The sequence below is a fragment of the Flavobacterium psychrotrophum genome, assembly GCF_003403075.1.
Taxonomy (GTDB): Bacteria; Bacteroidota; Bacteroidia; order Flavobacteriales; family Flavobacteriaceae; genus Flavobacterium; species Flavobacterium psychrotrophum.
In genome coordinates this window covers 1,399,097-1,413,883 of record NZ_CP031557.1, presented here as the reverse complement: position 1 = coordinate 1,413,883, position 14,787 = coordinate 1,399,097, and the positions used below count along the sequence as shown (strand labels likewise).

Below are 14,787 nucleotides of genomic sequence, written 5' to 3'. Positions count from 1 at the left end.
TTATGATTTTAGATTTCAGATTGGGCTTCTCGCTTTCCTTTAGGCTTTTGCCTCTTGCCTTACTGCCTGCTTCCTTTCATACCAAATACCTGCGGCTAATAAACCAAGGAAAATAATAAAGCTTATCAGTGATATGATGCCTCCGGTCTTAATAACCTGCGGCTCAAATTTAAACTCAATTTTATGTTGCCCAGCCGGTACATTAAGTGCACGTATGGCATAATCTGCCTGGTAGTGTGGTACTGCCTTGCCATCAATATACGCATTCCAGCCTTTGCCATAATACATTTCGCTAAACAGCGCAAAACCTTCATTTTTATTTGATGATGAGTAAACCAAGTGGTTTGGCTCATAGGTATCTAACTTAATTGTTGCTGTGCTATCTACCACAAAAGAGGTCTTAGCAACCGCATCAGGAAACTTATCTTTATTTACTACCGCCACGTGTTTTACATCCAGCTTAAGCGCAGATTTCAACTCTTCATCGGCTGTAGTTACAGGCTGTATTTTATTTACAAACCACGCAGGACCTGATGCAAACGGATTGGTTACCACAATGTCGCCCTCCTGCCCCGGCAGTAAAATATATTTTACGTTTAGCAGGTCAAGCTGCGGCACAGCGCCCGTCATGGCAAACGACTGCTGGTCAAGATTCTTTATAATTTGAGAAATATCAATATTGGTACCTTTCTCAAAAGAATAGGTAAACAATTCATCCATCCTGCGAGGGCGAACGGCACTATACCCCCCTACCGACTGATGATAGTAAGATGTGCGTCCCTGCAACCTTGCAAACGGTTCGTATACGCGGTAGTGGCCTTCATCTTTCTTGATTTCGGCATCGGCGGCAGTCATCTCAAAAGGCTGTTCCATTTGGCGTGCCGGCACAAAGTCTTCGGCATTTACATATTTGCGGTCTATTGTAAACAGGTCTAATACTACTAAAAGCCCCACCACAATTACCGCCGTTGTTTCTTTCAGTTTTTCTTTTGTTACCAGCCAAAGCGCTACCGCTGCACCCAGTATAAACAGTAATGAACGGAAAATATCGCCTGTATAAAGATCCATACGCTGCTCCTTAAGTGCTGCTATATAACCCGGCCCTACCTGCTTGGCACCATCAGGTCCAAATATCTGCTCTGCAAAGTATGCATCACGTGTGCCTTCAAAATTAAATGAGCCTTTAGCAAACAGCAGTCCTACAAGCACTACGCCCACTACAGCAACAGACTGCCAAAGGTATTTAAACTGGTCTTTTTTATCTAATTTAAAGAACGTTTGCAGCCCCATAAATGCAAGCACAGGTAAACAAAGCTCTAACACCACCTGTATTGAAGATACTGCCCTGAACTTATCGTAAAGCGGTACGTTTTCGATAAAGAAGTCGGTAAGTCCCGGGAGATTTTTACCCCATGAAAGCAACAAGGAAATAATACCACCTGCAAGAAAAGCATATTTTAGTTTCCTGTTATCTGCAAAAAGTGCAAATACCGCAAGGAAAAATACTACCGCGCCTATGTAAGCCGGAGCTTCAACTATAGGCTGGTCACCCCAGTAAGACGGTGTTTTTTCTACATATTGCAAAGCTTCATTTGGTGGTACGCCAAGGCTAAGAAAAAAGTCGTAGACTTTAGAACCCTCTTTAGATTTCTCTACCGTTCCGCCGCCAAAAAGCCCCGGAACAATAAGGTTAAAACTTTCTGCCTTACCATAACTGTACTCTGTAATATAGCTGTGGTCCATGGCAGCATTAGATGTTACAGCTTTGCCATCTGGTTTAAAGCTTATCTCGCTTTTGCCCCTAATGCTGTAGTTTGTATATTCGGCTGTAGCCATAAGACTCGTAGCATTAAGCCCAAGACCTACTATACCTGCAATAGCAAACACACCCATAGATGTACCCAGGTGCTTATAGTCTTTTTGCTTAACAATGTCTATTACATAATAAATACCAATACATAGCAATAGGAACAGCAGATAATACGTCATCTGGAAGTGGTTCGCATTAATCTCTAACGCTACAGCAAAAAGCGTAAGCAAACCACCGGTTATATATCGTTTCCTGAAAACCAATATGATACCGGCAATAATTACCGGCATATAGGCTATGGTATGGGCTTTGGCATTATGCCCTGCCCCAAGTATCACAATGAGATATGTACTGAAACCAAAGGCCAGTGCACCAAAAAATGCCTTGAGCGTATCTATTTTTAAAACCCTTAGCAGTATAAAAAAACCAAGGAAATATATAAAAAGGTAATCAGCCGGGCGTGGTAAAAAACGGATAACACCGTCTATAGTCTTTACAAAATTGTAAGGATATTTAGCCCCAAGCTGATAGGTAGGCATACCGCCAAAGGCGCCATTTGTCCAGTAGGGTTCTTCGCCATGGTTAGCTTTCCTAAAATCGTTTTGCTCCTTGGCCATACCCGTATACTGAGCAATATCAGACTGGTAAAAAGCCTTATTGGGCTGTAAAACCGGATAGAAATAAATAAGGGAAACAATGATAAAACCTAGTACCGCTAAGAGTTGCGGATAGTATTTGCTGATATTTTTCATGTGCGAATGCTTTGTGCCTTGTGTAAAAACGGCGTGAAGATACTTATTTTCCGCCAAACAGCACAGCAGCATTTGCTGTTTTACAGTAGGCTATAGTGTAGCCAAATTTCATTAAAGGTCGTTACTGGTGTTACTGCCTTCTTTTTGTTTCTTATTTTTCTTTTTTGGGTATGTAAGAACAAGCCCCACAAGACTATTAAAAAGCAAGATAATCAGCAATGCAAAAAACATAGGATTCTGTGCATCACACCCGCCTTCAAAACCTGTTACCATACAATAAACAGCACATATAAGTCCTGCTATTGAAACCAGGAATAGAAGCTTTTTCATTTAAAACATAATTACCGACTACAAAATTAAACAGCAAGTCCATAATCTTTTTTATATGATTTTACAGATATCATTACAATTTAAAAAAATTACTGCAAAAGATTAAAATTACAGCAACACATACATTCAAATATTAAATTAACTTTATAGATATTACATTTTTTAAACCTATCTAACAGAATATTTATCATGTTTTATTACAAATTTAAATGGTTATATTTGCTTAGGTAACATTGTATGAACAGCCTTATGGTTTATTATATAACGTGACTTTATTACGTTTACAAATAAAATTTTTAATTTCAATTACAATCTAATGAACAACACTGTATCTGCACCAACTTTTCTTGAAAACTTACGCAGCCTTACTTCAGAATCGCACGTAGCGCTTGAAGCGTTACCTGTTTCTGAATCAATACTTAAACCAGATGTTACCGATGTTGAGTACGGACACTACCTTACCATAATGCGTGATGTAGTTAAAGATGCCGAAGAAAACATTTTCCCTATAACTGCTACTGTAATAACAGATCTTGACAGCCGTAATAAAACACACCTTATAGAAGCTGACCTTACTGCTGTAGGCGCTGTAGTTACCGATGCCGAAAAGCCATTATCTGACGGTATAGAAAACCTTACCCTGCCATTTGCACTGGGCGTACTATATGTTATAGAAGGTTCTACCCTTGGCGGACGTGTAATATTAAAAAACATTAACGGCGTACTGGGCCACGATGCAGAAAAAGGCGCTGCTTACTTCTCTGGCTACGGAGGCCAGACAGGCAGCCGCTGGAAAGCATTTCTTGATCAATTTACAGCTTATGAAGCCGCTAACAATGCAGGCGAAGAAATTATTGCAGGTGCTAACTATGCCTACAACGCAATTAACAGGCATTTTTCTAAAAGCACCGTATAATATTACATGGATATAAAGGACATTGTAAACCGCGATATTGTAAACCTTACCAATTGCGAACAGGAACCCATACACATACCGGGCAGCATACAGCCACATGGTTTTTTGCTGGGGCTTAAAGGCGAAACACTGCTTATAGATTATTGTAGTGCTAATACTGCTGAATATCTTAGCCTGTTTCACAGCCAGCTACTCGGGCAAAGCTTCGGTACAATTTTTGGCGCTGAAGCTGCTGATACGCTACGAGAGTATGAGCATAACGGTATGATGCTGGGCAGTACACTATTGCGGCTTACTCTGGCCGGTGTAGATTTTTTATGCACACTACACAAAAACGATGATGATATTTATATACTCGAAGGAGAGCCGGTAACACTGGTTACACGCCAGGCCGTAGATGTATATGACCAGACATCGCAGTTTCTTGCTTACATGCACGATACCCATAGCCTTAAAGAACTTTGCCAGCTGGTAGCAGAAGGCACCAGAGATATTACCGGATATGACCGCGTTATGGTGTACCGGTTTGATAAAGATTATAACGGAGAGGTATTTGCCGAGGCCGTTAGAGAAGACCTGGAGCCTTTCTTAGGATTACACTACCCACACACCGATATACCCGCACAGGCAAGAGAGCTCTATATGCGCAACCTGCTACGCCTTATATATGATATAGATTACACACCCGTACCTATTTATACCATAGCTGATGCTGAGCATAAAAACCTCGACCTTAGCCTGGCAATATTGCGCAGTACATCGCCCATACATGTGCAGTACCTGCACAACATGGGTGTAGGCGCTACTCTTACTATATCGCTTATATACAAAAAGAAATTGTGGGGCCTTATAGCCTGCCACCACTATTCTCCTAAAAACCTTACTCCCGAAATTCGCCTTGCAGCCCAGTTGCAGGGACATTTTATTACATCGCAAATTGATGTAAGGCAGGCATCCGAAGAATATGAGCATTCTCGAAAAACAAGCCTTGCCGTAGAAAAAATGAACAGCCATGCGCTTTATAAAGCCACAGATCTTCAGGCTATTGTAGAGAACCCGGAAATATTAAACATTTGTAATACCTCAGGCGTTTCTATCATATTTAACGGTACAGCATATAATCACGGCCTTACACCAAATAACGAAAAAACAATAATGCTGGCACAATGGCTGGCAAACCATACAAGACACGGAAACTTCAGTACCGAAAAACTGATTGACTATTTACCTGAATTTGCCGAAGACTGTCAGCACGTCTCAGGCATAATTTACCATTCGCTGGATATTGACAATAATAATTGCATAATCTGGTACAGGCCAGAAACTAAAACTGAAGTGAACTGGGCGGGAGACCCTGCAAAATCTATTGAGAAAGATGAAAAAGGATTATCTCCACGAAGGTCTTTTGCTTTATGGAAAGAAATTGTAGACTGTATAAGCAAGCCTTGGCTACAACCTGAACTTGATGCTGCGGCAACTTATGCCTACAGCCTGCAACGCCAGATAAGCCTGCTTGTAATTACACAGGAAGAAGAAAAGTACCGCAAACTGAGCGAACTGTTAAAGCAAACTAATAGCGAACTCGAAAACATAAACTGGATAAGCACGCACGACCTGCAGGAACCGTTACGTAAAATACAGTTAATGGCATCGCGCATTTTAACACGCCAGCACGATCTTCCTGAAACAGTACAGGATTCTATTAAAAGAATGAATACTTCGGCTAACCGTATGCAAACGTTACTTATAGATATTCTTAAGTATACACGCCTCAAATATAATGATGACAGTTCAGAGCACATTGACCTGAAAGAACTGTTAGAAGAAGTATCTCTTGAAATATCTGAAACTATTGCAGAAAAAAATGTGTCGATTATAATAGACAATAACCTGCCTGTTATAAATGGTATTTCTTTTTTACTAAAGCAGCTATTTAGTAATCTTATAAACAACTCTATAAAATATACGGCTCCAGAAAAAAAACCGGAAATAAAAATTACACCTGCTGAAGAATTACAGCCTTTTAATGCTAATGATCCTGAACTGTACCAGGTTATTTATGTTGCAGATAATGGTATTGGGTTTGACCAGCAATATGCACAGAGCATTTTTAATATTTTTACACGCCTGCATTCAGATCCTGACAGCAAAGGCAGTGGCGTAGGCCTGGCATTGTGCAAAAAAATAATGCAAAATCATAATGGGCATATCTCAGCATCAAGTTCAGTTAATGTAGGCACTGTAATATCGCTGTATTTTCCTATAAAAAAGTCTGAATCATTTTAAAAATCGTATCATTAGTATAGTTTTAACAATCCGAAGTTAAATATTGTAAGATTAAAATAACATAAATAGTTTATTTTAGCAAAAAAATAAATATTATATGAATTTAAACGGAGACATAATTATTATAGAAGACGATGCAGATGACAGAGATGTTTTAGTCGAAGTTTTTGATGATGTGCTAAATAAATATGGTTACACTAATAAAGTGGTACTTATAGATGACAGTACTAAAGTAATAGATTACCTTAAAGGAACAACCAGTTCGCCTTTTCTTATAATATCAGACATTAATATGCCTAAACTGGATGGTTTTGCGCTTAGAGAATTGATATTTCAGGATCAGGAACTAAATGATAAATGTATTCCTTATGTATTTTTAACCACATCCGGAGATAATACCGAGTTTATGAAAAAAGCATACGGATTATCTATTCAGGGTTATTTTACAAAACCTAATGATTATGCTGAGTATGAAGGCCTCATATCTGACATGGTGCGTTACTGGAAAGTAGCAAAAATTGCAAACAGGATATAATCTCAGTATCATTCTAAAAATAAAAAGCCCCTATTAAGGGGCTTTTGTATTGTAAACAATAAATTACGCTTTATCGTTTTTCAGGGCTCTCTTTTCTTTAACAAGCTCTACTGTTGCACCACCAAGCCAGTAAAATACAAAGCTTGCAAGAAACATCAGCAACCAAAAACCTATGGTAGCTATGGTAAGAAAAGCAATAAAACCCAGGTACTCTTGAAATTCAAACATATTCCGGAACTTTTTGAATTGAGCACCAAATTTAGGGCTTTCAATCTTCTAAAACAATTAAAAAGGCGATAAAAATTCAGATAAAATTAAAGGCGAAAACATTTTCTTAAGGATTCATTATTGCTTAAATTTGGCTGGCTTACACCCGCCTGCACACAGCCAGGTAATTAGGGAGCCGTTAACCTAAATTTATAAAAAACCATAAAAATCATTTTTCGAAATGGAATACAGGATTGAAAAAGACACGATGGGCGAAGTTAAGGTGCCTGCCGATAAGTACTGGGGAGCACAAACAGAACGTTCTCGCAACAACTTTAAAATAGGCCCGTCAGGCTCTATGCCAAAAGAAATTGTAGAAGGCTTTGCTTACCTTAAAAAAGCAGCTGCTTATGCAAACCACGACCTTGGCGTACTAAGCGCTGAGAAACGTGATGCCATAGGACAGGTATGCGATGAAATACTGGAAGGTAAACTGGATAGCGAATTTCCGTTAGTTATATGGCAAACAGGTTCTGGTACACAAAGTAACATGAACGTTAACGAAGTGGTGGCTAACCGCGCACAGGTACTTGCCGGAGGCAAAATAGGCGAAGGCGAACCGGTACTTAAAGCTAACGACGACGTAAACAAATCGCAGTCGAGCAACGACACTTATCCTACAGGTATGCACATTGCTGCTTATAAGGCAGTTGTAGAAGTTACCCTGCCGGGTGTAGAAAAACTGCGCGACACACTTGCTGCAAAATCTGCAGAGTATATGAACGTGGTTAAAATAGGCCGTACGCACCTTATGGATGCTACCCCCCTAACCCTGGGACAGGAGCTTAGCGGATATGCCGCGCAACTTACTTATGGTATTAAAGCCGTTAAAAACACACTTAGCCACCTTAGCGAACTTGCCCTGGGCGGTACTGCTGTAGGTACTGGCCTTAATACTCCAGAAGGGTATGATGTAAAAGTTGCTGAATACATTGCTAAATTTACAGGACACCCGTTTGTAACGGCTCCTAATAAGTTTGAAGCACTTGCGTCTCATGATGCTATTGTAGAAACACATGGTGCACTTAAACAACTTGCTGTTTCATTAAATAAAATTGCTAACGATGTGCGTATGCTCGCTTCTGGTCCACGCTCTGGTATTGGCGAAATAATAATTCCTGAAAACGAGCCTGGATCTTCTATCATGCCGGGTAAAGTTAACCCTACTCAATGTGAGGCGCTTACTATGGTTTGCGCACAGGTAATGGGTAATGATGTAGCCATAGGCGTAGGCGGTATGCAGGGCCATTATGAGCTTAATGTATTTAAGCCGGTTATGGCTGCAAACTTCTTACAGTCTGCACGTTTACTGGGAGATGCCTGTGTATCGTTTGACGAGCACTGCGCACAGGGCATAGAGCCAAACTACACTCGTATTAAAGAGCTTGTAGACAACTCACTAATGCTTGTTACAGCTCTTAATACAAAAATAGGCTACTACAAAGCTGCCGAAATTGCACAAACAGCACATAAAAATGGCACTACCCTTAAAGATGAGGCAGTACGTTTAGGTTATGTAACCCCTGAAGATTTTGATGCCTGGGTAAAACCGGAAGATATGGTAGGTTCTCTTAAATAAGAGTAAACACTACTTTAAAATAGCAAGGCCATCTCTTTCGGGATGGCCTTATTTTTTATCCTACTATAGGAGGAATTTCAATTCTCATAACTAAATACTAATACTCAAAAGTACCGTACTCGCTTTTTATTGTCAGTTTTTTAGCTTCAGATACTTCTACCCTGCCTACAATTTGAGCAGGTACACCAAAAGATTCTGATATTGCAATAATATCCTGCGCAATACTTTCAGGTACATACAGTTCCATACGGTGGCCGCTGTTAAACACCTGGTACATTTCTTTCCAGTCAGTACCACTTTGCTCCTGTATCAGTTTAAATAAAGGAGATACCGGGAAAAGATTATCTTTTATAACATGAACGTTATCTACAAAGTGAAGCACCTTAGTTTGGGCACCACCACTGCAATGCACCATTCCGTGAATATCTTCAGGCGTATATTTACCAAGTATCTTTTTAATTATCGGTGCATAGGTGCGCGTAGGAGATAATACGAGCTTACCGGCATCTATTGGGCTACCCTCCACTTCATCGGTCAGTTTAATATTACCGCTGTACACCAGTTCAGACGGAACAGCCGCATCGAAGCTTTCAGGATATTTATCTGCAAGGTATTTATTAAATACATCATGGCGTGCAGAGGTTAAACCGTTACTACCCATACCGCCATTATAGCCTTTTTCATAATTGGCCTGCCCGTAAGAAGCTAATCCCACTATAACATCACCAGCCTGTATATTAGCATTATCAATAACATTGCTGCGCTTTATACGTGCCGTTACTGTACTGTCTACAATAATTGTGCGTACAAGGTCGCCCACATCGGCTGTCTCGCCGCCGGTAGAGTGTATGGTAACGCCATACCCCTTAAGTTCTTCAATAAGCTCTTCGGTACCGTTTATGATAGCAGAAATTACTTCTCCCGGAATCAAATTCTTATTACGCCCTATGGTAGATGAGAGCATGATATTATCTACAGCCCCTACACAAAGCAGGTCGTCTATGTTCATGATAAGCGCATCTTGTGCAATGCCTTTCCATACTGATATATCGCCGGTTTCTTTCCAATACATATAAGCAAGAGACGATTTAGTACCTGCGCCATCGGCGTGCATTATAAGGCAATAATCGGCATCACCGGTAAGATAATCGGGTACAATTTTGCAAAAAGCCTTTGGAAAAAGCCCTTTATCAATATTTTTAATCGCGTTGTGTACGTCCTCTTTAGAAGCCGAAACTCCACGCTGGCTGTAGCGTTTGCTCGTATCAGAACTCATGTGCTGTAGTTTGTGTTGTTACCGGCAAAGATAATTGTAATGTAGCAATGCGCCAATTTTTTGACATGCCAATTAACGAAGTATAAAGTAGTGCAAAAATCACCATTAGTGTTTAGCTATTTAAACTTATAAAATATTTATATTTACTATGCAAAACACTGTAAAACAAATAAATAAAAAACAAATGAGCGTAACTTTACCTTCGGCAAAACCACGTTTGTCCTACACCAGACTAAAAGAATTGATAGCGCCATACAATCTTGATACAGAAAAATATCCATTGTTTATTGTTGGAATTCGAGGCTATTATTTAAATACACTAGGAGCAGCAGCCGTTAATGACCGTGGTATTTATGATGATGCCCTGTTTATTGCTGCTCCCGAAGCCATGTCTGCCTTTAATGCCAATACTGATCCATCAGTATATCGCCGGGCAACACCCTCAAAAAAAGGAATTGCTACCTTAAAACCCGGTATTTATTATTGTCATAAGTTTGACACTCATAATGGGAGTTCAAGTTACCCTGCAATATGTCAACGCCTTGGAAATGCAACCGTAACGCGCGATGGGATGGATGGCGAATTTACCGGTTCGGGGTTTGGCATTAATATACACCGTGGCAGTTACAACTCTACCTCCAGCGAAGGCTGCCAGACTATTTATCCTGAACAGTGGGATAGTTTTTATAATCTTGCAAAAGACCATGCCAAAAGATTATATAGTGACAAGTGGAATAAAACAGTAATACCTTATATACTGATAAATAATACAGGACAGATATAAATGGACATTGTCTAAAAGTATTATTTTAGCCGAAAAAACCAGCTATGATATCATACAACCCAAAAGAATGGTTTTCGTTTATATTCCGTTTTCATAAAGGAGATACCATCAGGAAGTTACTTCCCTTAATGATAGGCATTGCAGCATATTCTGCGGGTATTGCATGGTTAGAAACCAGTTACTGGAAACTATCTGAAACAAGCCACGTTAAAAACCTTACTGTGGTACATGCGCTTTTAGGATTTGTAATTTCGATGCTGTTAGTATTTCGTACTAACACCGCTTATGACCGCTGGTGGGAAGGGCGCAGGCTGTGGGGTGCTCTGGTAAATAATTCCCGCAACTTTGCAATTAAGGTAGCTGTAATGATTAAGGATAAGAATGATAAGGAGCTTTTCCGAAAACTTATACCAGCCTTTGCCTATGTACTAAACAAACACCTGAAAGATGAGGAAGTGAGTCATGAGCTTTTTGACAATGCCATACTAAGGCCAGACCACTATAAACATAAACCAAACCAGGTTGCCAAAGCAATATTAAAACACACAAATGATCTTTACACACAAGGCAAAATAACCGGTGATCAGCTTATAGTTCTTAATGCTGAACTACAAAGTTTTACTGATATTAGTGGAGCCTGCGAGCGTATAAAAAACACACCTATACCCTACTCTTACAGTGCTTTTATAAAAAAGTTTATTTTCTTTTATGTAATGAGCTTACCGTTTGGATATGTGTTTCAACTGGGATATTATGTTATACCTGTTGTGGTATTTGTATTTTATGTACTTGCAAGCCTGGAGCTTATCGCCGAAGAAATTGAAGACCCTTTTGGCACTGATGCTAATGATCTTCCACTTGAAAAAATATCGGAGAACATCCGTAAAAATGTAGAAGAACTTATTTATTAAATAGGCTATATAAAATGCACCTGTTTATTTATAGCTTATTGGCCTCTAAAAGCTTCTTCTCTTGTTTATTTATTTTCTTTTCCAGTGCATCTATTTTTTTCTGCGCTTTCTTTACTGCTGCATTCGCCTTATCGGCAGCCTTAGTGTCTGAAGCAGCCTGATCTGCAGCTCTTGATGATTTTCTGGCTTTCTTTGTATCTGTAATGTCTCGCTTAAGTTTTTTTGCTGCATCGGCATTATCTGACGCAGATTTTTCTGCCGCCGCTGTTTTTTCATTTGCAGTGGCTGTAAGTTCAGATAATTTAGTCTGAAGAGCAGTTAACTCTGCGCGGTATTCTGCAATATTGGCATTGATTTCAGTTAATTCTTTATTGATGGGTACAGCATATGCAGTTGCGGTACTATCTTGGGCAACAACACTAAGGCTACATAAAAATGTTACCAAACAAATGTAAAATAATAAATACTTCATAAAAACAATTTGAGTTTAAGGTTGACAAAATACAAAATTATCGGTACAACAGGTTTTTAAATGGTATATAACACAAAACATTATCATTTGTTTAACCAATGGGAAAGCAATTATTGAATAGCTTTATATTAAACATTCAATTATGAATAAAGATAAAACGAACAACCAAGGCATTATCAGCGCAGACGACAACGTAAACAACAATGCCAGATATGATAAAAACGGCAATATAACACGCGAAGATGAGCGCGACCGTCATGACTCTACCGAAGATTGGAATGCCGAAGACAGCCGCACGGGCAGGAACAAGTAATTCAGATAGCTGGTAGCTGCAATATTCCGACTTCTATACTCCACAATATCCAAAATTATAGTATCCCAATACTTTAATAATACGGTTTAATATAAATTGGAAAGGGAATAAAATATTGATTCCCATTTGGCATTACCATAGTCTTTGCCAAGCCTTACTATAATCATATTCTTTTTAGGAACTACATAGATATATTGACCCAATATACCTTGTGCCATATAATTACCATCTTTTTCAAGCCACCATTGGTATTTATAATGTGGTGCACCACCTTCTAGCGTATCTGCAGTAGTGCTTACATCTACCCACTCTTTACTAACAATTTGCTTGTTGTCCCATTTCCCTTTGTTAAGGTATAACCGGCCAATTTTCGCAAAATCACGTGCACGGGCATTAAGGCAGCAAAATGTTTTTTCGAGTCCGTTCTCCCTGCGGTCAAGGCTCCAGGTGGCATCATATTCCATACCCAATGGTTTCCAGAGTTTTTCCTGTAAGTATTCCGTAATATTTTTTCCTTCAAGCGCACGTTCCAGCACAAGGCCTAGCATTTGGGTATCACCACTGCTATAACTAAATTCGGTACCGGGAGCCTGTAAAGTTTCCCTGTTATTTAATGCTTTGCGAAGGTTAGTGCCATAGTAATAGGTAGCCGCATCGCCAAATGGATTTACATAACTCTCATTATACTTCATACCGCTAGTCATTTGCAGTAAGTTTTTTATACTCATTTCATCCATCCCTTTACCAGTAAGCTCCGGCACATATTTAATAACAGGCTCCTCTACAGACCTTATAAAACCATCATCTATTGCACAACCAATAAGTATGGAAGTGACAGATTTTGCCATTGAAAAAGAATTAACTATTGATGCTTCGCTATATCCATTAAAATATTTCTCGCAAAGCAGGGTATCATTTTTAATAATCAGGAAAGCAACTGTTTTGTTTTTTTTAAGATATTCGTCAAAACCATACTCTTTATTACCAAAAGTCAGGGTACGTGGCGCTTTTTGCTTTTCCAGTGTTTCGAATGTAAATTTTATCGAATCGTTTTTAGCAGTACGATAGGGAAATATTTTGTAATCAGTAATATTAGCAAAATTATAATATACAAACCTTCTCATTTTACAGGAAGCAAGCATTAATGTCATTACAATAAATATGGTTAACAGTAAAAGCTTTAAAACATTTTTCATCAGGACTCTCGTATTACAAATACAAATATCAAAAAAATCTTTTAACCATTAGAAAATTCAAGATGATATTGATGCGGTCAGCATACTTTTAAAGAAGTTAAAGCGTTATAATTTCAATCAATACTTAACAGGTAAGTGATATTGGCAAAATTTTTGTTACTTTGTTTCTACACCAATTTTCACTATGAAAAATATTTGCATAGCAGTCTTAACATTAACAGCATCATCCGTTTGGGCACAGTTTGACACTGGCACCAAAAGCGGCATATCTATACCTAAAGCAAGTAACAATAATACTGAGGTTAAACCCTCAACGACTACCGTAGCGCCTAACAGCCCATTTAATATCAAACCGGAAAAGAAGTCTAACCCAGGTTATCCTACCTTCAGCGTAGGCGAAAAAAAAGCCGATTTTAGTATGTATCCTGATGAGAAGTTTGTAAATCGTACAAAAGAATTTTCTGACCGTACGACTGTAAAACCTACTGGTGATTCAGCTAAAGAATTTAGGGGAAATCAGGATTTTGGAGAAATACGTACTAAGTCAGGGTATGTAGATATTATGGCTGCAGATTTTGGTGCAGAAGATGGAGACCGTGTTAGAGTTTTGGTAAATGGTCAGGTTGTAATACAGGAATTTACGCTTTACAACACATACAAACCTTTAAGAGTAAGATTAAACGATGGCTTTAACAATATTGAATTTGAAGCTATGAACCAAGGTACAAGTGGGCCAAACACAGCAATGTTTATACTTTATGATCAGTGGGAGGTACAATTAATGAAAGGTGAATGGGGTCTCTGTACCGGTTTTAAAGGAAGGGTAATGATAATAAAAGAGTAATACAAAATAAATTTTAAAAAAATTTTCGCCTGACATTTAATTAGTTAACTACAAAAAAATAATATAATCTTGAATTATATAGAAGTATATTTTAAGCTACTTTTCTTTATATCTCAACGATAATAAATTATGTGATTAAAGTAGCAAAATTCTTCATACAATCCTTCCATGCAAAGATAAAAATCTTCAGAAGTAAATTCAGGGGTTTAAGAAACGTAGAATTCTTTCTCTTTAGGCTTACTAATTTATATGCTTAAATCTGTAAATCCCACAGGTTTTCGTATTGATCCTTTAAAACCCACAGGTTTTGGTATTGATCCAATATTAGTTACAGCGGGTTTTACCAAAACAAAAAAGCCCTTTACTATTGTAAAGGGCTTTCTAAAAAAAGGCGATGACATACTCTCCCACAAAATGCAGTACCATCTGCGCAGGCGGGCTTAACTTCTCTGTTCGGGATGGGAAGAGGTGAGCCCCGCCGCAATAATCACCTTAAAAGGCTCATTGCTTTGGGCA

Annotated in this window: 14 protein-coding genes and 1 rRNA gene; 8 read left to right on the top strand and 7 right to left on the bottom strand. The window is 38.8% G+C overall.

Features of this window, described 5'->3' with window-relative positions:
- Positions 1–39: 39 nt before the first annotated feature.
- Together DYH63_RS06140 and DYH63_RS06135 are read right to left on the bottom strand one after the other, a co-directional pair.
- Positions 40–2,562, bottom strand: coding sequence for a YfhO family protein (locus DYH63_RS06140; protein WP_116787969.1), 2,523 nt, complete (start codon positions 2,560–2,562; stop codon positions 40–42).
- A gap of 111 nt (positions 2,563–2,673) precedes the next feature.
- On the bottom strand, positions 2,674–2,892 hold the full coding sequence (locus tag DYH63_RS06135) for a hypothetical protein (RefSeq protein ID WP_116787968.1): 219 nt from the start codon (positions 2,890–2,892) through the stop codon (positions 2,674–2,676).
- A 316-nt stretch (positions 2,893–3,208) separates the two neighbouring features.
- Between DYH63_RS06135 and DYH63_RS06130 the strand changes: the two genes are divergently transcribed.
- The 3 genes from DYH63_RS06130 (at position 3,209) to DYH63_RS06120 (ending at position 6,629) form a co-directional block, all read left to right on the top strand.
- Positions 3,209–3,808, top strand: a complete 600-nt coding sequence (locus DYH63_RS06130) for a biliverdin-producing heme oxygenase (RefSeq protein ID WP_116787967.1) — start codon at positions 3,209–3,211, stop codon at positions 3,806–3,808.
- Between the two features lie 6 nt (positions 3,809–3,814).
- The gene (locus DYH63_RS06125) at positions 3,815–6,094 is read left to right on the top strand and encodes an ATP-binding protein (RefSeq protein ID WP_116787966.1); all 2,280 of its coding nucleotides are present in this window, start codon (positions 3,815–3,817) and stop codon (positions 6,092–6,094) included.
- 97 nt (positions 6,095–6,191) lie between these two features.
- Entirely contained in the window at positions 6,192–6,629 is a 438-nt protein-coding gene (locus tag DYH63_RS06120; RefSeq protein ID WP_116787965.1) for a response regulator, read from the top strand.
- A 63-nt stretch (positions 6,630–6,692) separates the two neighbouring features.
- Here DYH63_RS06120 and DYH63_RS21245 read toward each other — a convergent pair whose 3' ends face one another.
- The gene (locus DYH63_RS21245; protein WP_162926943.1) at positions 6,693–6,857 is read right to left on the bottom strand and encodes a hypothetical protein; all 165 of its coding nucleotides are present in this window, start codon (positions 6,855–6,857) and stop codon (positions 6,693–6,695) included.
- A gap of 220 nt (positions 6,858–7,077) precedes the next feature.
- Between DYH63_RS21245 and fumC the strand changes: the two genes are divergently transcribed.
- Positions 7,078–8,475 carry a class II fumarate hydratase gene (gene fumC / locus DYH63_RS06115; protein ID WP_116787964.1) on the top strand — a complete coding sequence of 466 codons (1,398 nt, stop codon included), beginning with the start codon at positions 7,078–7,080 and terminating at the stop codon, positions 8,473–8,475.
- 97 nt (positions 8,476–8,572) lie between these two features.
- On the opposite strand, the gene DYH63_RS06110 is transcribed toward fumC, so the two are convergent.
- Complete coding sequence (locus DYH63_RS06110) at positions 8,573–9,751, bottom strand: AIR synthase related protein (RefSeq protein WP_116787963.1); 1,179 nt, start codon at positions 9,749–9,751, stop codon at positions 8,573–8,575.
- A gap of 184 nt (positions 9,752–9,935) precedes the next feature.
- Between DYH63_RS06110 and DYH63_RS06105 the strand changes: the two genes are divergently transcribed.
- Complete coding sequence (locus DYH63_RS06105; protein WP_116790753.1) at positions 9,936–10,535, top strand: hypothetical protein; 600 nt, start codon at positions 9,936–9,938, stop codon at positions 10,533–10,535.
- Positions 10,536–10,579: 44 nt separating this feature from the next.
- Positions 10,580–11,446: a bestrophin family protein gene (locus DYH63_RS06100; RefSeq protein WP_116787962.1), complete on the top strand. Its 867-nt coding sequence runs from the start codon at positions 10,580–10,582 to the stop codon at positions 11,444–11,446.
- Positions 11,447–11,474: 28 nt separating this feature from the next.
- Here the strand turns inward: DYH63_RS06100 and DYH63_RS06095 are convergent, their stop codons facing one another.
- Positions 11,475–11,918, bottom strand: coding sequence for a hypothetical protein (locus tag DYH63_RS06095; protein WP_116787961.1), 444 nt, complete (start codon positions 11,916–11,918; stop codon positions 11,475–11,477).
- Positions 11,919–12,060: 142 nt separating this feature from the next.
- On the opposite strand from DYH63_RS06095, the gene DYH63_RS21240 reads away from it, so the two are divergent.
- On the top strand, positions 12,061–12,231 hold the full coding sequence (locus tag DYH63_RS21240) for a hypothetical protein (protein WP_162926942.1): 171 nt from the start codon (positions 12,061–12,063) through the stop codon (positions 12,229–12,231).
- A gap of 86 nt (positions 12,232–12,317) precedes the next feature.
- On the opposite strand, the gene DYH63_RS06090 is transcribed toward DYH63_RS21240, so the two are convergent.
- Positions 12,318–13,427, bottom strand: a complete 1,110-nt coding sequence (locus DYH63_RS06090) for a serine hydrolase domain-containing protein (protein WP_116787960.1) — start codon at positions 13,425–13,427, stop codon at positions 12,318–12,320.
- Between the two features lie 184 nt (positions 13,428–13,611).
- On the opposite strand from DYH63_RS06090, the gene DYH63_RS06085 reads away from it, so the two are divergent.
- A complete protein-coding gene (locus DYH63_RS06085; protein WP_116787959.1) occupies positions 13,612–14,271 on the top strand; it encodes a hypothetical protein in 660 nt (219 codons plus the stop codon).
- Between the two features lie 386 nt (positions 14,272–14,657).
- Here DYH63_RS06085 and rrf read toward each other — a convergent pair.
- Positions 14,658–14,766: ribosomal RNA gene (gene rrf, locus DYH63_RS06075) — 5S ribosomal RNA — on the bottom strand.
- Positions 14,767–14,787 lie beyond the last annotated feature (21 nt).